The organism is Bradyrhizobium sp. UFLA05-108 (assembly GCF_059803455.1).
This window is the reverse complement of the sequence record NZ_JBANAZ010000028.1, coordinates 41303-60710: the sequence shown is the minus strand read 5'-3', so window position 1 is coordinate 60710 and position 19408 is coordinate 41303. Positions and strand designations below refer to the sequence as shown.

Below are 19408 nucleotides of genomic sequence, written 5' to 3'. Positions count from 1 at the left end.
ATCCTTGAAAAAGCATGAGCGACGATCGCATCATCTTCGCTCGGAGTTCTCCCTGCGCCATCATGGCACACAAGCCACGTTGTGGGAGTGAGGCAACCATAGGACAGGATCGCTTCGGGACGCCCAAAAGCAGGGCCGCCCATAGACTCACCCTGCTTGTGCTGCGAACTGCGCCTTCGCGCGATGCGAAGCTGCTTGCCAGATGCTCGTCACACGGCACTAGCGATCGAGATTCGCCCCCACCGCAAGATCAGAGGTCTTCGAGGCGACGCCATGAATGTTGCACGTGGCGGTCATCTCTGCTGAACGCAAAATAATACCCCCCACTGCCGGGCTGATCATGCTTTCGATCAATCGCAACGCCCGAATAGTGGCAATACAGCAGAGTGCCGACGCCACCATGCCCGACAAACAGCACATCGCCCGGCTTATTCCGGGCCAAGACGTGTTCGACCTCGTTGACGATACGCAACTGGGCGTCAACCGCCCGCTCCCAGCCTCGAACGCTGATCTGGGGCTGGGCAAAGAACTGATCGGCCACCGCCTGAAATTCGTCAGGCATCAAGAAGCCCGTTGCGGATCGGTCATTCTCATGCATCGCCTCCCGCACCTCTACCTCGAGATTCAGCTTTGCGGCGATGATTTCGGCTGTCTCGATCGCCTTGCGCTCACCACTGGAGATGATCTGCGTGGTGCGTGAGAGCTGCCTCGTACCCACCACTCCCTCCGTGCGAGCCCGGCCGATCTCACTCAGGCCCCAGGATGGGACGGGGATCGCCGGATCAATGTTCACCTGGGGATGCGTGAGATAGCGTACGAGGCTCGACATGAGCTAGACATCGTTCTGCGTCGAGACCCGCAGGCCTGCGGCATCGAAGACGTGCACGTCCCGAGCTGGGGCAGTGAGCGTAGCTCGTTCGCCGGGCATCGGGGTCTGCCTGCCGCGCACCTCGGCAACGAACAGCCTATCGTCGGCGCGGCGCACATAAGCAAAGGAGGCTTCGCCGAGCCGTTCGACCAGTTCGACGACGCCTTCGACGGCGAAAGGACCGTCTTCCCCTCGACCAAGATGCTCCGGACGGACACCGACCGTCAGCGTGTCGCCGACCTTCAATGAGGTCGCCGGCAGATCGAAGCTGCGAAAGCCGGGTCCCGCGACGCGTGCGCGTCCACCCTCGAAGTTGGCAACCCTTGCCTCGAAAAAATTCATCGCAGGCGAACCGATGAAGCCGGCAACGAACAAATTGGCCGGCGCGTAGTAGAGATCGAGCGGTCTGCCGACCTGCTCAATGCAGCCCTTGTTCATCACGACGATACGGTCGGCGAGCGTCATCGCCTCGACCTGGTCGTGCGTGACATAGACGATCGTCGACTTCAGCATTCGATGCAGATTCGCAATCTCGACGCGTGTCGAGACGCGCAAGGCAGCGTCGAGATTGGAGAGCGGCTCGTCAAACAGGAAAACGGCGGGCTCGCGCACGATCGCACGGCCGATCGCCACGCGCTGACGCTGTCCGCCGGAGAGATCGCGCGGATAACGCTCGAGTAATTCGTCGAGCCGCAGCATGCGGGCCGCCTCCGCCACGCGCCGTTCGCGCTCAGTCTGCTCCACCCCGGTGAACTTCAACCCGAACGTCATGTTCTTGCGGACGTTCATGTGTGGGTAGAGCGCGTAGGACTGGAACACCATCGCAATGCCGCGCTCGGCGGGTGCGAGCGCGTTCACGAGCTTGCCGGCGATATGGATGTCGCCGCCCGACGCACTGTCGAGCCCGGCAATCATCCGCAGAAGCGTCGACTTGCCACACCCCGACGGTCCAACGAGAACGACGAATTCACCGTCCTCGATGTCCAGGTTGACGTCGTTGAGCACGGTCGTCGCGCCATAACGTTTGTTGAGGTGCTCGATGCGCAGATTGGCCATTCTAACAACCTATTTGACTGCGCCGGAGGTGAGGCCTGCGATGAGTTGGCGCGAGAGGATGATGTAGATCACGACGACCGGCAGGATCGCCATCGACAGCGCCGCGAGCACGGAATTCCAGTCGGTGATGTACTGGCCCAGAAACTGTTGCACGCCGAGCGTGACGGTATGCGTCGAGTCACTCGACGTCAGGATCAGCGGAAACCAGAGGTCGTTCCAGATCGGCACGATGGTGAAAACGGCGACCGTCGCAATCGCCGGCCGCAGTAGCGGCGCGACCACCTCGAAGAAGATGCGGGTTTCCGGCACGCCGTCGCAGCGCGCGGCGTCGCGCAAATCCTTGGGGATCTGCTGGATGAACTCGCTCAATATGAAGATCGACATCGGCAGGCCCTGCGCGACGTAGACGAGAACCAGGGCCGTCAGCGTGTCGTTGAGGCCAGCCGACCGCATCATGTTGAGGATCGCGACGGAGCCAAGCCGGATCGGCACCATGATTCCGATCGACAGAAACAGCGCGAGCGCCGTCGAACCGCGAAAGCGGTATTCGGTCAGTGCCCAGGCCGCCATCGCGCCGAACAGCAGCACGAGAGCCATGCTGACGAGGGTCACGATCAACGAATTTGAATAGTAGGTCAGAATATGGGAGGAGCGAAAGACCTTCTCATAGCCGATGAGGCTGAAGGTTGTAGAATCCGGTGGCGCAAGCGGACTACCGAAGATGGCGCTACGCACCTTGAACGAATTCATCACGACGAGCAGAATCGGACCGACGGCAAGCAGGCTGTAGGCGATCAAGACGAGATGGACACTGAGGCTCCTTGCGCGTTGCTCAGCAGTCATGCCGGCCCCCTCAGAAAGCGTAACGGCGGATGCGCCGCTGCACGAGGAAGAGATAGAGGCAGAGGCCGACGAGGATAATGAAGAACATCACGGTCGCGACCGCGGAGCCCATCGTCGGATTGCCGAGCTGGAGCTGATTGCCGAAGAAGGTGCGGTAGAAAAACGTGCCGAGAATGTCGGTCGCGAAATTCGGCCCCGCAAGCGCGCCCTTGACCGAATAGATCAAATCGAAAGCGTTGAAGTTGGCGACGAACGTCAAGACCGAGACCAGGCTGATCGTCGGCAGGACGAGCGGAAGCTTGATGTGGAAGAAGATGCGGAAATGTCCGAGCCCGTCGACGCGTGCCGCGTCGATCAACTCTTCGGGGATGTTGAGCAGCGCGGCATAGATTAGCATCATCGGGATGCCGACGAATTGCCAAACGGAAATGAGGGACAGGGTAACGAGCGCGCTCGATTCGAGGCCCAGCCAGGGAGCGAACAGCGAGCCCAACCCCACGGCCTTCAAAGCGCCGGAAGCTACGCCCCAGAGCGGGGATAGGATCAGGTTCCAGGAGAACCCGACGATGACAACCGAAAGCATCGTCGGCAGAAACATGACGGTGCGATAAAAGCCCTTGAGCCTCAGGCCCGGCAGGCTCAGCAATCCTGCGAGCGCGATACCGATCGGATTCTGCACGCACATATGTACGGCGAAGAATATGAGATTGTTGCTGAAGGCATTCCAGAACGGCTTCGACCACAACGCATCACCGAGCAGCGTTTCGAAGTTGGCAAGCCCGACGAAATACCGCGTTCCGGACGGCTCGCTTGTGTAGGTGGACAGCGCCATCGTCGCGACGAGGGGATATATCGAGAACAGGGTGTAGATCGCGACCGCCGGCCCGAGAAAGAACAGCAGCAGGCCCGCGAGTTTTGCGCGAGGCATCTGGGCGGTGATGTTCGAGACCGGTTCGGGCATGATGGAAAGAGATAAAACCTGCCGTGCGTTATCGCCCCTCTCCGCGCCTGCGGCGCGTGCCGGGGATCAGCGGAGTGTGCAGCAACTATCGAACAAAACAAGGAAAGTCCCTCTCCCTGCAAGAGCGGAGAGAGGGACTGACGTCACTTGGCCGGCTTGTACCACTTGTCGAGGCCGTCCTGCAGTTGCTTGCCGGCGGCATCAGGCGTGAGCTTGCCGTTGACGACCTGGGCGGACACGTTCCACATCTCGTTTTCGAGATTCGGCGTACCGCGCGACAGGATTTGATACGAGTTGCGGATCGTCGACTTGCAGGTCTGGCGCCATCCAACCATCGTCGCCGCGACGTCGTCTTCGACCTTCACCGGAGTCTTGGCGAGGGGGAAGAAGCCAGGAAGCGCGTTGGCGTAGATCGTTGCGAATTCCGGCGTCGTCAGCCATTCCAGGAACTTCTTCGCGTCCTCCTTGTTCTTCGACGCGGCGTTGACGCCCATCGCGATGTCGGTGTGATCGGAGATATAGCAATCGGTCGTGCCGGCCGGCTGCGGCGGCGGGAATGCACCCATGGCGAATTTTGCCTGGCCACGGAATGTCGAGATGTCCCACGAGCCGGCCGCATAGATCGCGCCCTTGCCGAGCGAGAACAGGTTCTGACTATCGGCGTAGGTCTGCGCCTGGAAGCCTGACCCGAGATACGGCGCCCAGCTTGCGATCTCCTTGAACGCGGCGACGTATTGCGGATCAGTGAGTTTTTCCTTGCCCGCAATCAGATTGGCGCGGCCGACCTCTCCCTTCCAGTAATCGGGCCCGACGTTCTGGAATCCCATGGTGGCGGCCTCCCACTGGTCGGCCGTGCCCATCACCAGCGGGACATAGGTGCCGTCCTTCTTGAATTTCTCGAGTACGGCGTGGAATTCATCGAGCGTCTTGGGCTCGGACACGCCGAGCTTGGCGAATGCCTCCTTGTTGTAGATGAACCCCGCAATGACGGAGGCCATCGGAACACAGAAGGTGGCTTTGCCGTCGTCGGTTTGCCATGCGGCCTTCGCGACATCGGAGAAATTGTCCATGCCCTTGAGGCCGTCGACCGCATCGAGCTGATGCTTCTGATAGAGCGCGAGCGAGGCGTCGAACGGACGACACGTGATGAGATCGCCGGCGGTGCCACCATCGAGCCGCGCGTTCAGGGCGGCGTTGTATTCCTTGGGGGCTGAAGGCGCGAATTCGATCTTGATGTCGGGATAGTGCTTGTTGAAGGCGGGGATGATCTTTGAGTTCCAGATATCGGCGTCGTCATTGCGCCAGCTCTCGATCTTCAACGAACCCGCCTGAGCTGAAGCAAGCCCCGCAAGCAACGCCAACGCGGCAACCTCAGCTCCCATTGCAGCCTTGAAAGTCCGTCTCATGCTACGCTCCCTTGTTCGGGCCTTCGCCCTTGATCCCGTTGACGCTTGCGCGGCGCAACGCTTCGTCGATGCGGCCTTCCGCAGCAGTGAGCCACCTAACGGCTTCGCTCATGCTGACGGCGCCGCAGGCAATCAGGATGGCCGGCTTAACCTCTCCGCCGGCCTCGCGCAGCGCCGTTTCCGCTTTGGCATCGCTGACGCCGGCGATTGTTGCTACGATCCCGCGCGCCCGCTCGCGCAATTTCAAATTATCGGCCTTCAGATTGACCATCAGGCCCCGATGGATGTGACCAAGCTCGAATCCCATCAATGATGAGAGCATGCCGAGCGCGACCTTTTGCGCAGCTCCGGCCGCGAGCCGTGTCGAGCCGCGCAGCGCCTCCTCCCCGCTCTCGAGCAAGATCGACGCATCGGCACCGACGAGCAGAGGCGAACCTGGACGATGCGCGATGCCGATCACAAAGGCGCCGCGACGGCGCGCCACGGCGGCGGCCGCGACGGTGAACGGCGTCGAGCCGCTCGCGGATACGACGATCACAGCATCACGAGAGAGGTCACCGAGCCCGGTCATAGCCCGTTCACCGGCGGCGGCATCGTCCTCCGCAGCCCCATCGATGCGGAACGGCTCGGCGGTCCCGCCCGGCAGGACAATCGCGATGCGGCTCTGCTCAAGGCCGAACGTGCCAGGAAGCTCGGCTGCATCTTCGGCCGCAGCTAGACCGGAGGAGCCTGCTCCCGCATAGACCAGACGCCCGCCTGCCCGCCAGATCGCGGCGAGACGAAGTGCGGCGGCGCGGATGTCGGGGGAGACAGCCGCGACCGAAGCAATCGCGCGGCGGTAGGATGCGAGCATGGCTTCCGCGAACATCGCCTCATCGATCATCACCACACCGCCGGCGGCGCGCCGCCCCTCCCCGTCCGTCTCCGAGCTCGGCAATACCGGCATCATGAATACCAATGGTAGATACCTCTTGTATTTGTTTTAGCCACGTGACATACCACTTGTCTAGAGGCGTTAAGAAATTTTTTAGGAGGCTCCTTGGCGACGGCCCAGTTCTTCCTCGGTGTGGACGGCGGCGCGACCCGCTGCCGCGCGAGACTGCGGGATTCGTCGGGCCACGAGCTCGGGCGCGGTCTCGGGCCGGCATCGAACATCTATCTCGATTTCGACGAGGCCATGCGGGTCGTCCGTGAAACGATCGAGTCCGCGATCTCTGCCGGCGCGCCAAAGCAGGAGATCGCAATCGGCCTTAGCCTTGCCGGGCTTTCGGACGACAAGGAAGCAGAGCGCGTCTCCGCTGCCCTGCCCGGCTTTGCGCGCATCGTCGCTGTCAATGATGCTGTCGCCGCCTGCGTCGGTGCCAATGGCCTCGGCGACGGCGGCCTGATCATCGCGGGCACGGGCTCGGCGGGCATCGCTCGGGTGGGAGCTCGAACGACGATCATCGGCGGACGCGGCTTCTGGCTCGGCGACGACGGATCTGCCGCACGCCTCGGCGAGTCGGCGTTGCGCGCGACGCTGCGTGCGATCGATGGCCTCGAGCCGATGAGCGGCCTGGCGCAAGCGCTCGGGCGCCATTTCGATGACGATCCACTGCGGATGAGCCGCTGGGCAGCAGACGCGAGGCCCAGAGACTACGGCGCCTTCGCGCCCCAGATCCTGGACGTCGCCAGGTCCGGAGACATGCGCGCACGCGAAATTGTCGGCGAGGCAGCCAGCGCGATAGCTTCACTTGCGAACGCGCTGAATGCGCTCGGCGCGGAGCGCATTGCGCTCGCCGGCGGCTTCGGCGAGCCCCTGCGGCCCTTTTTGCCGCCTGATGTGGCCAAGCGCCTCGCCCCGCCGCGGCGCGACGCGGTCGACGGCGCAATCCTGCTGGCCGGCGGAACGCTCGCGGAGGACGCGGCATGTCCCTAACGGTCGAAACCGCTCCGGGCCAGAAGCTGTATCGTGCGGTGGTCGACGCGCTTCGGCGCGAGATCGAGACCGGACGCTTCGCGGAGACACAATTGCTTCCGGCCGAGCGCCTATTGTGCGAGCTGCTCGACGTATCGCGCACCACACTGCGCAAGGCGATTGCCGATCTGATCGCCGAAGGAGTGCTGTTTCACCGCCATGGCGCCGGCACCTTCATCCATCGCGCAACGCCGCGCGTGGAACAGCCCTCCTCGCGCCTGACGAGTTTCACGGAAGACATGCGGCTGCGCGGATTGGAGGCGAGCTCGCGCGAGCTTGAGCGCGGTGTGTTCCTGCCGACGCCGGAAGAGGCTATGATGCTTGGCGTACGACCGAACGAACGCGTGTTCCGGCTCGGACGCCTGCGCCTCGCCGACGGTTCGCCCATGGCGATCGAGCGCGCCGCCGTGCCGATACGCTTTCTTCCTGAACAGGACTCGGTCGGCGGCTCGCTTTACGAGGCGCTTTCCACGAGAGGCTTCAAGCCCACCCGCGGCCTGCAGCGCTTGCGCGCGACGCTCGTCGATCATGCGGATGCGGAGCTGCTCGGCGTCGCACCGGACAGCCCGGCGCTCTATATCCAGCGTATCGCCTACCTCGCCGACGGATCCTGCGTCGAGTTCACGAAATCCTGGTACCGCGCCGACGCCTATGATTTCGTCTCCGAACTCACGCTGTCGCCACCGACCCGAAAGGCGCACCGATGACGACCCACATGCTTCAGGAGATCGACGAGGCAGGCGATGCGGTCGCGCGCCAGCTTAGCCAGAATGCAGAGCGGCTCGCCGAACTTGGGGCGCGTCTGCGTACCCTCGATCCGCCGCTCGTCGCAACGATCGCCCGCGGCTCGTCTGATTGCTGCGCGCTCTATCTGAAATACCTCGTCGAGATTGTTTCGGGGGTGCCTTGTGCCTCCATCGGCCCCTCCATCGCGACGCTTTATCGTACGCCGATGCGGCTCGAAGGCGGCGTTTCCGTCGCGATCTCGCAATCGGGACGCAGCCCCGACATCATTGAAATGCAGCGCGCCGCACGACGTGGCGGTGCGCTGGCCGTCGCTCTGGTCAACGACGTGGCCTCACCGCTCGCGCAAGAGGCCGAAGTACTGCTGCCGTTGTGCGCCGGCACCGAACGTTCCGTCGCCGCGACCAAATCGATGGTTGCGGGCCTCGTCGCGGGCGCGAGCCTCGTCGCGGCCTGGCGCGAGGATCGGCAGCTCGCAGACGCCCTCGCCGGCCTGCCGGGCGTCCTGCTCGGGCAAGCGGCGCCGCCGCCCTCGGCGATGCTGGAGAGACTGGCAAATGCCCGGAGCGCCTTCGTGCTCGGCCGCGGCGCGACGCTTGCGATCGCCGCGGAGGCGGCGCTGAAACTCAAGGAGACCTGCGCAATTCACGCCGAGGCCTACTCCGCGGCGGAGGTGCTGCACGGTCCGGCCGAACTTGTGGCCTCCGGCTTTCCCGTCATTGCCTTCCTGCCGTCCGACGCGGCGCGAGAGGGCATGCTACCGACGCTCACGGCCCTGACCAATGCCGGTGCGATGGTGATTGCAATCGAGGCGGGGGGCGCTGACGAGACCGATCGTCTCGCTACGGCAAAAGTCGAGGCAACGCTGTTGGAACCCATCATCATGATCCATCGCTTCTACCGCCTTGCCGAGGCGCTTGCGCTCCGGCTCGGGCGCGATCCTGACCACCCGCGCAACCTGCGCAAGGTGACGGAGACTGTGTGATGATCGTTCTGTCCGGCGCGCGGATTTTCGATGGCGAACGCTTTCTCGACGACCATGCCGTTGTCGTCGAAGGCGAGCGTATCACGGCAATCGTCCCTTACGCCGAGAGACCCGACGGCGCCGTACGCGATCTCGACGGCGGCCTGCTGGCGCCCGGCTATATCGATGTGCAGGTCAATGGCGGCGGCGGCGTCCTGTTCAACGAGGATCCGACGCCCGAAGGTATTGCCCGTATCGCCGCCGCGCATCGCAAGCACGGCACCGTCGGGCTGCTGCCGACGCTGATAACCGACGCGCCGCAAGTGACGGCCACCGCCATTGCCGCCGCGCGCGAGGCGCGGCGTCTGACGCCAGCTTCGCTTGGAATCCATCTGGAAGGACCATTCCTGGATCCGCGCCGCAAGGGCGCGCATGAGCTGAAATACATCCGCAACCTTGAGCCGGACGACGTCGCGGCAATCGTCGGAGCGAATTGCGGCACCGTCATGCTGACGCTCGCGCCCAATCGGGTCGGGGTGGAGAGCGTCGCCAAACTTTCCCGGCATGGCGTGCTCGTCTCGCTCGGCCACTCCGAGGCGACCTACAAGGAGGCGCGCGCCGCGGTCGAAGCCGGCGCGCGGGCATTCACCCATCTGTTCAATGCGATGAGTGCGCCGGCCGTGCGTGAGGCGGGCATGGTCGGTGCCGCGCTCGATCTCGACGAGCCGTTCGTTGGCATCATCGCCGACGGCCATCACGTGCATGAGGCGAACCTGCGCATCGCGCTTGCCGCCAAGCGGCGCGATCGTTTCATGCTGATTACCGACGCGATGCCGCCAGCGGCCGGTGGTCCCGATCAATTCAATCTGCTGGGCCGCCGCGTGACAAGCGTTGATGGTTGCCTGCGGCTCGACGATGACACGCTCGCCGGCTCCGTGCTGACCATGGACGAGGCAGTGCGTTATGCCGTCAACGTCCTACGGCTCGATCTCGCCGATGCTCTCGCGATGGCCTCGCGCGTTCCGGCAACGTTTCTGCGACGCGAGACGGAGCTTGGCCGCATCGCGCCGGGACATCTGGCGAGCCTCGTGCATCTCGACGACGATCTGCGCGTGCTCGAAACCTGGATCGAGGGTCGACCATCTGACGGCTCCTGACGCACGTATCTGGCAGCCGTTGTCTCGATTGAAGGACGCGATTGAGCCATGTCATCTTCATCCTTGTCGACAGCGTACCCCATCCGTGTTCTCGTGGTCGGGCTCGGTACCATGGGAACGAGCCACGCTCGCGCCTACGCAGCGATCGAAGGCTTCGAACTTATTGGCCTCTGCACGTCTCGCGCGGCTGATCGCCAGGACCTCGAGGCCGAGTTTCCTGGTCTGCCGCGCTTTGAACGATACGACGAGGCGCTCGCGACACTGCGTCCGGACGCCGTCGCGATTTGTACCTACACCGAACATCACGCCGCCATGGCTCTTCAGGCTTTCGCTGCAGGTGCGCATGTGTTCTGCGAAAAGCCGCTGGCCGACACGCTGGAGGCTGCGAGGCACGTCGTCGACGCCGCGCGAGAGAGCGGAAAGGCGCTGCTGATCGGTTATATCCTGCGCGTCCATCCGTCATGGTCGCGCTTCGTCGAGATAGGCCGCACGCTCGGAAAGCCGCTCGTGATGCGGATGAATCTCAACCAGCAATCCGCCGGCTCGTTCTGGGAGGTTCACAAGAAACTCATGCTGTCGACCTCGCCGATCGTCGATTGCGGCGTCCACTATGTCGATATCATGTGTCAGGTCACGGGCGCTCGGCCGGCCGCGGTGCATGCGGTCGGCGCGCGGCTCACGGACGAGATCGCATCTGGCATGTACAATTACGGCCATCTTCACATCTTGTTCGACGACGGATCGGTCGGGTGGTACGAGGTCGGTTGGGGACCGATGATGAGCGAGACCGCTCATTTTGTGAAGGATATCATCGGACCGAATGGCAGCGTGTCGATCGTTGCGAAGGAAAGCGCCGATATGACTGTGAGCTCAGCGGACCATGACACGCATACGCGCACCAACGCGCTCCGTATCCATCACGCAGCCCGCACCCTGGAAGGCCGCTTCGCGAGGCCTGACGAACTCCTCTCGACCGAGGACGAACCAGGCCATCAGGAGCTGTGCGAGCGCGAGCAGCGGCTATTTCTCAGGGCCATCCGTGGCGAGATCGATTTATCCGAGCATCACGAGGCCGCGATCAACTCGCTGAGCATTGTCTTTGCCGCCGATGCCAGCGTCCGAAGCGGCGAAATTGTGCGTCTGTAACGCCGGCATAAGAGCTTTGGCGTCACGCGCACGCTACTTAGCCGCTCCGAACTTCAAGTGTTATAGGTCCTTCGATCGTGCCGACGCTCAAGGGCTCCGCCACTCCAACAGGCCTCACATGCAAACGGTCGAACGTCGGGCGGAAACCGCCTCGCGCCCTTCCCGTCAATTCCAGGCCGGTCGCTTTCCGGCACAAGCGGAAGGACAACAGCAAGGCGTCGGTGCGCCAAGCTGCCGTGTCGCCGTCGTCCTCGTAGAGATCGGCTGTTGAATGCACCGCTGGTGCGCCGAAGATCATAAGTGACCGCTCACCCGGACTGCCGGCCGAATCGATATCAACGACCGGGATCATGGCTCCCGCGCGGACGAACACGGGCAGGCGTCCCAAGGGCGCGGCGACCTGTACCGTCTGCCCGCCGGAGAAATGTTGGCCATCGTGCCAATCGTACCAACCACCTTCGTGCGCAGGCAGCTGGACGCGGCGTTCGGAAGCGCCCTCCTCGAGCACGGGAGCGACGAGCAAGTCGGGACCGAGCATGAAGGCGTCCTCGACGTCTCTCGCCGCCGCATCGTCCGGGAAGTCCCAGAACAGCGGACGCACCGCGGGCTCATGGTCGCGGCTGGCGCGCCACATCTGCGTGTAGAGATAGGGCAGCAGCCGGTGCCGCAGCCCGATCACCGCGCGCACCTGCGGCAGCACGGATGCGTGCATCCAGGGCAGAGTGACCGAACCGTCGTCGTTCCAGGAGTTCATGATCATGCGCGGCCAGAGTGCGCAGAACTCGACGAAACGACAGAGCAACTCCGGGCTTGGCCTCGGGCCATGAAAACCACCGACATCGTGGCCGATGTTGAACAACCCGGATAGGCTCATGTTGAGGCCCTGCGTGAGATTGAAGCGCAGCGTCTTCCAGGCGGTCTCGTTGTCGCCCGACCAGGTCTGGCCATAGCGCGCAAGCCCCGCCGGCCCACCACGGGTGATGACATAGGGCCGTCGCGATGGCGATCGGTCGGCCTGTGTCTCGAAGGAGAGCTTCGTCATCAGCAACGCCTGGGCCGGGCGCGCCAGCGCCTGGGCGAAGGGGCGACCGTCGCCGGCACAGACCGCGTCCTCATCCCAGATCTCGAACTCATTGTTGTCGTTCCACATGGAAACCACGCCATGATCGAGCAGCGCATGCTCAATGCCCGCGCGCCACCAGCCGCGCCCATCGGGATTGGTGAAGTCGACGTGAAAGCCGACGCCATCCCAGAACTGCGCGACGGCCGGAGTTCCCGTCACCTTGTCCTTCACCAAAATGCCGGCATCGATGGCCTCGGTGAGCCGCGGATGATCGTCGAGCAGACACGGCTTGATGTTGGTCACCGGCTGCGTGCCCGCATCGACGAGTCGCGCCATGGTCGCCGATGGATCGGGAAACTTGTCGCGGTTCCAGTTGAATACGTAGCGCCGCCCTCCGATCGAGGTATAGCCGGAGCCGAAATGGAAGCTGTCGCAACGGATGGCGTGGCGCCGGCAGTCGGCGATGAACTCCGTAACCCGCCTGTCCGCGTCGGGCGAATCCGCGATCGCCATCGACGTGACACCGAACCCGAGCGACCAGCGCGGCGTAAACGCCTGGCCCCCGGTGAGCCAGGAGAAACGACGCACGACATCGCGCACATTGGGTCCCGCCAGCACGTAGAAGTCGAGGTCGCCGTCATCGGCGCGATAAGACCGGAACGTGCCATGGTAGTTGTCGATCGTGCAGCCGAGATCGACCGATCCGGTCGAGAGATTGTCATAGAAAATGCCGTGAGCGCCTTGCGGCCCATCGACGATGACAAACGGTAGCATCTTGTAGAGCGGATCGCTCAGTTCCGCATCGAATCCGCAGGGATCGACGGCGTCGATCGCAAAGCGCCGCCCCGTGCGGTCCAGCGGTCCAGCCTTGTCGCCGAGGCCGAAATGGCGTTCGTCCGGATGGCGAGCCATCACGTGCGCGATGGCCGGGGTTTTGTTGGAGACAAAATAGGCCTGGGTCGGCCGGTCGCGCAGGAATGGCTCGACCTCACCGTCGCGACGCCAGGCGATGCCAAACGGAAGAAGCGTGACCTCGGCCGTCAGCCCCTCCGCCGCGAGGGTGACGGTACCCTCGCCCACTGTGACCGCTATTGTGGGATTGGCGAATCCCGAAACATCATCGCGGTCGCGTCCCCCATACGGCGGCTCGATGCCGCCGGGCGCCAGCGACCAGCCGCGGTCAAGTCGAAAGCCGCCAGCGCGGCGAAGCGTCACCCGGCCGAGATCGCGCTCCAGGATGCGCACCACAATGGTGGCTCCCTGCCCGACGTCGAACATTGCGGCTCCGCCCTCGCAACCGCGATAGCGACCCTCAACCAGGGCTTTCATGTCTCAGCACTCCATCATTGATCTTGTTCTATCGTGCCTGCCTCAGGATTCAGCGGCTTGGCCGCACGGCAACCCCTTCGGCGTCGAACAGGTGAAGGTTGGCCGGCTCGAAACGGACCGGGAGAGCCTCGCCGCGCCCCCGTAGCGACTGACCGCCCTGGCGCACCGTGATCTGCGGCAGGCCGGGCGCGCTGCCATAGAAATACGTGTCGCCGCCGAGCTGTTCGACGAGGTCGATGATGAGTGACAGATCGGCCGCGCCGTCGGCGAGCGTGATATGCTCGGGGCGCACGCCAAGCGTGGCCGATGCGCCCGCAGCGAGCGAGCCCGTCGTTACTTTGATCGGTTCACCGGCCTGGCCGATGCGTACCAGCCCCGGCGACACCACCTGCACCGGCAGCAGATTCATGCGCGGCGAGCCGATGAAGCCGGCCACAAAGAGATTGTCCGGCCGATTGTACAGTTCGAGCGGCGTACCAACTTGCTCGATCCGGCCACCGCGTAGCACGACGATGCGGTCTGCCATGGTCATCGCCTCGACCTGATCGTGAGTGACGTAGATCATGGTGCCGCCGATCTCGGCATGCAGCGCCGCTAGCTCCTTGCGGGTTGCAACGCGCAGTTCGGCGTCGAGATTGGACAACGGCTCGTCGAGCAGGAAGATCTTGGGATCTCGGACGATCGCACGACCAATCGCCACGCGCTGCCGTTGACCGCCCGACAGTGCCTTCGGCTTGCGCTCGAGATACTCGGTGAGGCGCAGCATCTTGGCCGCGCGCCGAACCCGAGCGTCGATCTCGGAACCAGCAAGACCCATGTTCTCAAGCGCGAACGCCATGTTCCTGTAGACAGTCATGTGCGGATAGAGAGCATAGGACTGAAACACCATGGCGAGACCGCGGTCGGACGCAGCCACGCGCGTGACGTCGAGGCCATCGATCGCAATCTCGCCGTCGGTCACCTCCTCGAGCCCGGCGATGATGCGCAGCAAGGTCGATTTGCCGCAGCCGGATGGGCCGACGAAGACAATGAATTCGCCGTCGGCGATCGCGAGATCGACGCCGTGAATCACGGCGATCGTTCCGTAGGCCTTGCGGACGCCCTTGAGAGTCAGGCCAGCCATGACGACATCCCCGCCATCATTTCATCCCCGTATTGGCTATTCCCGTCGCGATGAAGCGCTGCAGAAAGACGAAGACGAGCGCCACCGGGAGCAGCGACACCACCGTCATCGCCAGGAGATAATTCCACTGGGTCTGCAGCTCACCCTGGAAGGCGTTGAGACCGATCTGCAGCGTGAAGGATTCGGACTTGGTGAGCACCGCGAGCGGCCACAGAAACTCATTCCACCGCCACATGATGGAGAAGATGGCGAGCACCGCCAGAGCCGGTGCCGCCAGCGGCATGACGATCCGCCAGTAGATTTGCCACTCACTTGCCTTGTCCATGCGCGCCGCCTCGATGAGGTCTCGCGGCAGCGTCAGCATGTATTGCCGCAATAGGAAGACGCCTGTGGGCGTCGCGGCGCCCGGAAGAATGACCGCCCAGAGCGAATTGACGAGGCCGAGTTTCGTGACGACAAGATAGACCGGCACGAGAATGATGGTGATCGGGATCATGAGCGTGCCGATCACCATCAGCATGGCAGCGGTCTTACCTCTGAATTCATAGATGGAGAGAGCGTAGGCTGCCATCGAATTGATGAGCAGTGTAATCAGAGTTGCGATCGTCGTGACGAACACCGAATTCCACAGATAGCGCGTGAAGGCGAATTTCTGGAGTGGCTCGGTGTAATTCGCGGTCACGAAACTCAGGTTCCGAACCGGCGCGAGCTTGGCGGTTGGCACGCGATATTGCTGTTTGGGATCGGCCGGATCGATCATCTGTGCGATCAAGCCGATGCGCCGAACTTGTGCGAGCTCGCGACGCTCGCCATTGTCGAGAGTGGCTGCAAAAAGTGGCAGCGGCTGCGGAAAGCCCTGCACTCTGACCTCTTGCTGGGACCGTGGCAGCAGCGAGGGCGGAAATTCCAGGAGGCTTGCCTGGGTCTTGAACGAGGAGAGGACCAACCACACGACGGGCCCGAACATCAGCAAGACGCCGAGCCCGAGATAGGCATAGGCCGCGATGTCGGTCCAATGCCAGTGCCCGCTCCGACGGCGGGCGCGCAGCAGCTGAATTGGCTTCATGAGGCGCTCCGGGTGCGAGACAACTGCGCCAGCGTGAGCAGAAACAGCACCACGCCGAGCACGATTGAAGCCGCCGCAGCGAGGCCGAAATTCTGCACCTGGCTCGCAAAAGCCGTCTCGTAGATGTACTGCACGATCATCAGAGTTGCGGTACCCGGTCCGCCGCCGGTCAGCACGAACACCTCGTCGAATGTCTGCACGCCGCGGATCAGCGCCAGCACGATCACCACGATGAGGTTCGGCCAGAGCAGCGGCAGCGTGATCCGCCAGAACACACGCCAGCGCGGCGTCGCGTCCATCTGCGCCGCTTCGTAGAGATCGGCTGGAATGGCCTGCAACCCCGCGAGCAGGATGAGCGTGTAGAACCCCATATGCGCCCAGACCGAGACGAACACCGACCAGAACATCGCCCAGCCGGGATCCACGAAGAACAGGATCTTCTGCCCGCCGATCGTGGTGAGCCCGGCGTTCAGCAGGCCGTCGCGTTGCAGGATCCATTTCCAGACCAGCGCAACCACGACCGGTGACAGCAGCACCGGAAAGAAAAAGACTGCGCGAAAAAAGCCGCGGCCGCGGATCCGCATGTTCAGGACCAGCGCAGTGACGAGCGAAAACGTCACCATGGATACGAGCTGGAAGATGGTGAAACGCAGCGTATTCGCAACGCCGCGCCAGAAATGATCGACCCGGCACGAAGCGGGATCGAAAAAGGAGCCGCAATCGAACAGATAGGCGTACTGATCGGTTCCGACATAGGGTCGCTGCGAAGGAAACAGCGACTCCCCGCCGGTGAACGAAAACACCAGATCGATCGCAAGGGGGACGAACACGAACAACGAGAAGAAAATGAGATTCGGCAGCAGAAAGACATAGGGCATTCGCCGCTCGCCGATGAGCTCCTGCAACAGGCGCATCGGACGATCGATGAGGCGCAGCAGGGTACCGAACACCACACCGAGCGCCGTCTCGCCCGCGCGGCGCAAGCGCGCGAGCAGCGTGGCCGTCGGCGCGGCCTGCGGTTCAATGCCAGTTGGCAAATCGGTCATGCCGCGATGTGTCCAGCGCCTACTTCTTGTTGCGCTCGGCGAGCTGCTGCTCGACATCGCCCGAGATGCGCTTATAGGCCTCATCGAGAGTGATCTCGCCTGAGACGGCCTGGCCAAGCCGGCTGATCACCGCGTTGAGGATGACGCGACTCGCCGGATAGCCCTGTAACTGATTGGCCGCCGGCGCGAGTTGGTTGACACCGTCGCTGAAGACCTTGAGCGCAGCATTCGCAACAGGCGACGCATCCTTGTAGTCGAGGCCCTTGCGGGCGAGGCCGAGATGGCCCGGCACGAACAGGGAGCGGGCATAGAACTCGGCGACGACGTCCTCGCTCGCGAGGTAATCGAGCACGCGCGCCACTTCTTCAGGGTGCTTGGTCGATTTGATGCCGACGAGCGCAGCACCGCCCGGCATGCCGGAGCAGTTGGCCGGCCCACACGGGGTCGGCACCGCAACCCAGTCGAACGCAGTTCCGATCGTCTTGTCGAACTGGCTGATCTGCCAGGAGCCCGATTCATACATCACGACCTGGGCGTTCTTGAATTCCTCGTTGGCGCCGCGATAGGTCGCCCCCGCCACCGAGCCCCACAACTCCTTCGACATCACGCCTGTGTTGTGCCAGTCATAGATCAGCTTGGCCGCGCGCTTGAACCCGTCGTCGATGACCGCCGGCTGTCCCTTGTCGTCGAACACGGCGGCGCCCTCCGAAATCGCCATGCCGAAAAAGCGGTGACCGGAACGGTCGAACGCGATCGGAAACGGCGCCTGGACCTTGTCCGCCACCTCTTTTGTCGCCTTTGCCCAGTCCTCCCATGACGCTTTCGAGGCGGGCATTGCGACGCCTGCCTGCTCGAAGAGCGTCTTGTTGACGAAAGGACCGGTCACGGTCAGCTGGGTCATGAATCCGGGGATCGAGGACGTGTCGCCCGGCACCCGCATCCACTTCAGGAAAGGACCGTAATTCGCTTCCCAGTAGTCGGCATTCTTCAAGTAAGGGCGCAGGTCGAGCATATAGCGGGCAAGGCCGCCCATGTCGCCGACGCGGGCGATGTCAGGCCCCTGCCCTGAAGCCAGCTGCACCGGCAGATTCTCGTTGATGGCCTTGAAAGGTACCTGATCCAGAACGACGTGGATGTCGCGGTTCTTATCCTCGAAGCGGCGGAGGAGATCGGCCATCACCTCGCCCTCGTTGCCGTCCGAGTACCAGGTCATCCGCAGGACCGTCTGCGCCTCGGCGGGGCGAACGCCCGAACTACCGGCCAAGAGGCAGGCCGCGAGCACAGAGGCGCTGATAGCGCGTCGGGTAATACTTCTCATTACGTCCTCCCCGGCGATACTTTGGTTCTTAGGGGTAGTTTGGCAAACGTTTGCCTAAATTGTCAATCGCTGTATTCTTCCTGTTCAGCGGATCACACAACCGAGCCGATCAATGACGAGCAAACAACGCTCCGCACCCCCTTCACTCGCGACCGTCGCTGCCGCCGCTGGGGTTTCGATCGCCACCGTCTCGCGCATCGTCAACGGCGAAACGCGCCGGGCCTCTGCCGAGACCGTCGAGCGCGTCCGCAAGGCCATTGCCGTCGTGGGCTACCACCCCAACCACGCCGGCCGGACGTTGCGCAGGCGGGAAAGCCGCCTCGTCGCGATGCTCGCCCCCAACCTGGACAATCCCGTGATGGCCGCCATCGCCGCTTCGACCGAAGCCGCGCTGCGCGCCGCCGGTTATGTGATGATCCTCTGCGACACGCACGATCGGCCTGATTTGCAAGACGAATATCTCAACGTCATGCGTTCGCAGGTGGTGCGCGGCTACATCATGGTCGCGAGCGTGCCGAGCGCTGTGCTGAAGGATTTCGTCGCTGACGGCGCCCCAATGGTTTTCGTCAACCGCCGCCCGCCGTTCGGGCGCGGTGCCTTCGTTGGTATCGACAACATCAAGGCAGGCGCTGACGCCGCCGACATGTTGTGGTCCGCGGGACTGCGGCGTTGCGGCGTGCTGGCGCCCGCCAAGGGATCGTCCGTCACGCGGGATCGCCTCAAGGGGTTCTGCAGCCGCATGCGTGCGCTCGGCGCCACAGAAATCCTGAAGGCCGAGGCGGCCGGCCGCTCTCACATCGAGATCGGCTACGAGGCTGCCCGGCGGCTCGCGGCGCGCAGCGGCTGGCTCGAGGGACTGATGTGTGTCAGCGACCAGATCGCCTACGGCGCCTATCGCTTTGCTCGTGAAAGCGGCATTGGAGTTCCGGAACGCTGCGGGCTTGTCGGTATCGATGGCAACCCACTCAACCGCTGGATTGCACCGTGGCTGCGATCTATCGAGGTGAAATACGAGGATTTTGGCGAGCCGATCGTCGAGCTGCTCGACCAGGTCTGGCACGGCAGAGGCCAAGCGGAGCGGATCATGCCGCACGGTGTGGTATGAAAGCCCTCATCTCCTAATTCGTTTGTCACACTCATCGTCCTTCGCGATAGATCTCGAGCAAGGGGGCGCTCGCAATGTCCTCGGCATCCTGTGCGCAATGCTCCCCTCTAAGTTGACGCAATGCTTGAAGCAGACCCCTGCTGCATGCCGGCATGCGGCAATCCGTCCTTCCGCTCGAATGCGCTTCGCCCTGCCTCGCGAAGGCGGCACGTTGACGAGATTGAGCCAAATGATACGATTTGAAAGCGCCCGGTTT

Annotated in this window: 17 protein-coding genes; 6 read left to right on the top strand and 11 right to left on the bottom strand. The window is 63.3% G+C overall.

Features of this window, described 5'->3' with window-relative positions; all coding sequences use genetic code 11:
* Nucleotides 1–250: 250 nt before the first annotated feature.
* From SO140_RS21390 to SO140_RS21365, 6 genes are all read right to left on the bottom strand, one after another.
* Nucleotides 251–829, bottom strand: a complete 579-nt coding sequence (locus SO140_RS21390) for a histidine phosphatase family protein (RefSeq protein ID WP_449381305.1) — start codon at nucleotides 827–829, stop codon at nucleotides 251–253.
* Between the two features lie 3 nt (nucleotides 830–832).
* Nucleotides 833–1924, bottom strand: coding sequence for an ABC transporter ATP-binding protein (locus SO140_RS21385; RefSeq protein WP_449381304.1), 1092 nt, complete (start codon nucleotides 1922–1924; stop codon nucleotides 833–835).
* A gap of 9 nt (nucleotides 1925–1933) precedes the next feature.
* On the bottom strand, nucleotides 1934–2767 hold the full coding sequence (locus tag SO140_RS21380) for a carbohydrate ABC transporter permease (protein WP_449381303.1): 834 nt from the start codon (nucleotides 2765–2767) through the stop codon (nucleotides 1934–1936).
* A 10-nt stretch (nucleotides 2768–2777) separates the two neighbouring features.
* Complete coding sequence (locus SO140_RS21375; RefSeq protein ID WP_449381316.1) at nucleotides 2778–3695, bottom strand: carbohydrate ABC transporter permease; 918 nt, start codon at nucleotides 3693–3695, stop codon at nucleotides 2778–2780.
* A gap of 176 nt (nucleotides 3696–3871) precedes the next feature.
* On the bottom strand, nucleotides 3872–5134 hold the full coding sequence (locus SO140_RS21370) for an ABC transporter substrate-binding protein (protein ID WP_449381302.1): 1263 nt from the start codon (nucleotides 5132–5134) through the stop codon (nucleotides 3872–3874).
* A 1-nt stretch (nucleotide 5135) separates the two neighbouring features.
* A complete protein-coding gene (locus SO140_RS21365) occupies nucleotides 5136–6083 on the bottom strand; it encodes an N-acetylmuramic acid 6-phosphate etherase (RefSeq protein WP_498543080.1) in 948 nt (315 codons plus the stop codon).
* 90 nt (nucleotides 6084–6173) lie between these two features.
* On the opposite strand from SO140_RS21365, the gene SO140_RS21360 reads away from it, so the two are divergent.
* From SO140_RS21360 to SO140_RS21340, 5 genes are read left to right on the top strand one after another with little or no spacing between them, the layout of a single operon-like run.
* On the top strand, nucleotides 6174–7052 hold the full coding sequence (locus tag SO140_RS21360) for a glucosamine kinase nucleotide-binding domain-containing protein (protein ID WP_449381300.1): 879 nt from the start codon (nucleotides 6174–6176) through the stop codon (nucleotides 7050–7052).
* Entirely contained in the window at nucleotides 7043–7798 is a 756-nt protein-coding gene (locus SO140_RS21355) for a GntR family transcriptional regulator (RefSeq protein WP_449381299.1), read from the top strand. The genes SO140_RS21360 and SO140_RS21355 overlap by 10 nt, the downstream gene beginning before the upstream one ends.
* Nucleotides 7795–8820 carry an SIS domain-containing protein gene (locus SO140_RS21350; protein WP_449381298.1) on the top strand — a complete coding sequence of 342 codons (1026 nt, stop codon included), beginning with the start codon at nucleotides 7795–7797 and terminating at the stop codon, nucleotides 8818–8820. Before SO140_RS21355 ends, SO140_RS21350 begins: the two co-directional genes overlap by 4 nt.
* Nucleotides 8820–9956, top strand: a complete 1137-nt coding sequence (nagA, locus tag SO140_RS21345) for an N-acetylglucosamine-6-phosphate deacetylase (protein ID WP_449381297.1) — start codon at nucleotides 8820–8822, stop codon at nucleotides 9954–9956. The genes SO140_RS21350 and nagA overlap by 1 nt, the downstream gene beginning before the upstream one ends.
* A 48-nt stretch (nucleotides 9957–10004) precedes the next feature.
* A complete protein-coding gene (locus tag SO140_RS21340; protein WP_449381296.1) occupies nucleotides 10005–11102 on the top strand; it encodes a Gfo/Idh/MocA family protein in 1098 nt (365 codons plus the stop codon).
* 37 nt (nucleotides 11103–11139) lie between these two features.
* On the opposite strand, the gene SO140_RS21335 is transcribed toward SO140_RS21340, so the two are convergent.
* The 5 genes from SO140_RS21335 to SO140_RS21315 all read right to left on the bottom strand — a co-directional run bounded on the left by SO140_RS21335 (nucleotide 11140) and on the right by SO140_RS21315 (nucleotide 18047).
* Nucleotides 11140–13494, bottom strand: a complete 2355-nt coding sequence (locus tag SO140_RS21335; protein ID WP_449381295.1) for a glycoside hydrolase family 31 protein — start codon at nucleotides 13492–13494, stop codon at nucleotides 11140–11142.
* A gap of 49 nt (nucleotides 13495–13543) precedes the next feature.
* A complete protein-coding gene (locus tag SO140_RS21330; RefSeq protein ID WP_449381294.1) occupies nucleotides 13544–14617 on the bottom strand; it encodes an ABC transporter ATP-binding protein in 1074 nt (357 codons plus the stop codon).
* A 16-nt stretch (nucleotides 14618–14633) separates the two neighbouring features.
* The gene (locus tag SO140_RS21325; protein WP_449381293.1) at nucleotides 14634–15683 is read right to left on the bottom strand and encodes a carbohydrate ABC transporter permease; all 1050 of its coding nucleotides are present in this window, start codon (nucleotides 15681–15683) and stop codon (nucleotides 14634–14636) included.
* Nucleotides 15680–16597, bottom strand: coding sequence for a carbohydrate ABC transporter permease (locus SO140_RS21320; protein WP_449381315.1), 918 nt, complete (start codon nucleotides 16595–16597; stop codon nucleotides 15680–15682). Before SO140_RS21320 ends, SO140_RS21325 begins: the two co-directional genes overlap by 4 nt.
* A gap of 151 nt (nucleotides 16598–16748) precedes the next feature.
* A complete protein-coding gene (locus SO140_RS21315; RefSeq protein ID WP_449381292.1) occupies nucleotides 16749–18047 on the bottom strand; it encodes an ABC transporter substrate-binding protein in 1299 nt (432 codons plus the stop codon).
* Nucleotides 18048–18159: 112 nt separating this feature from the next.
* Between SO140_RS21315 and SO140_RS21310 the strand changes: the two genes are divergently transcribed.
* The gene (locus SO140_RS21310; RefSeq protein ID WP_449381291.1) at nucleotides 18160–19152 is read left to right on the top strand and encodes a LacI family DNA-binding transcriptional regulator; all 993 of its coding nucleotides are present in this window, start codon (nucleotides 18160–18162) and stop codon (nucleotides 19150–19152) included.
* Nucleotides 19153–19408 lie beyond the last annotated feature (256 nt).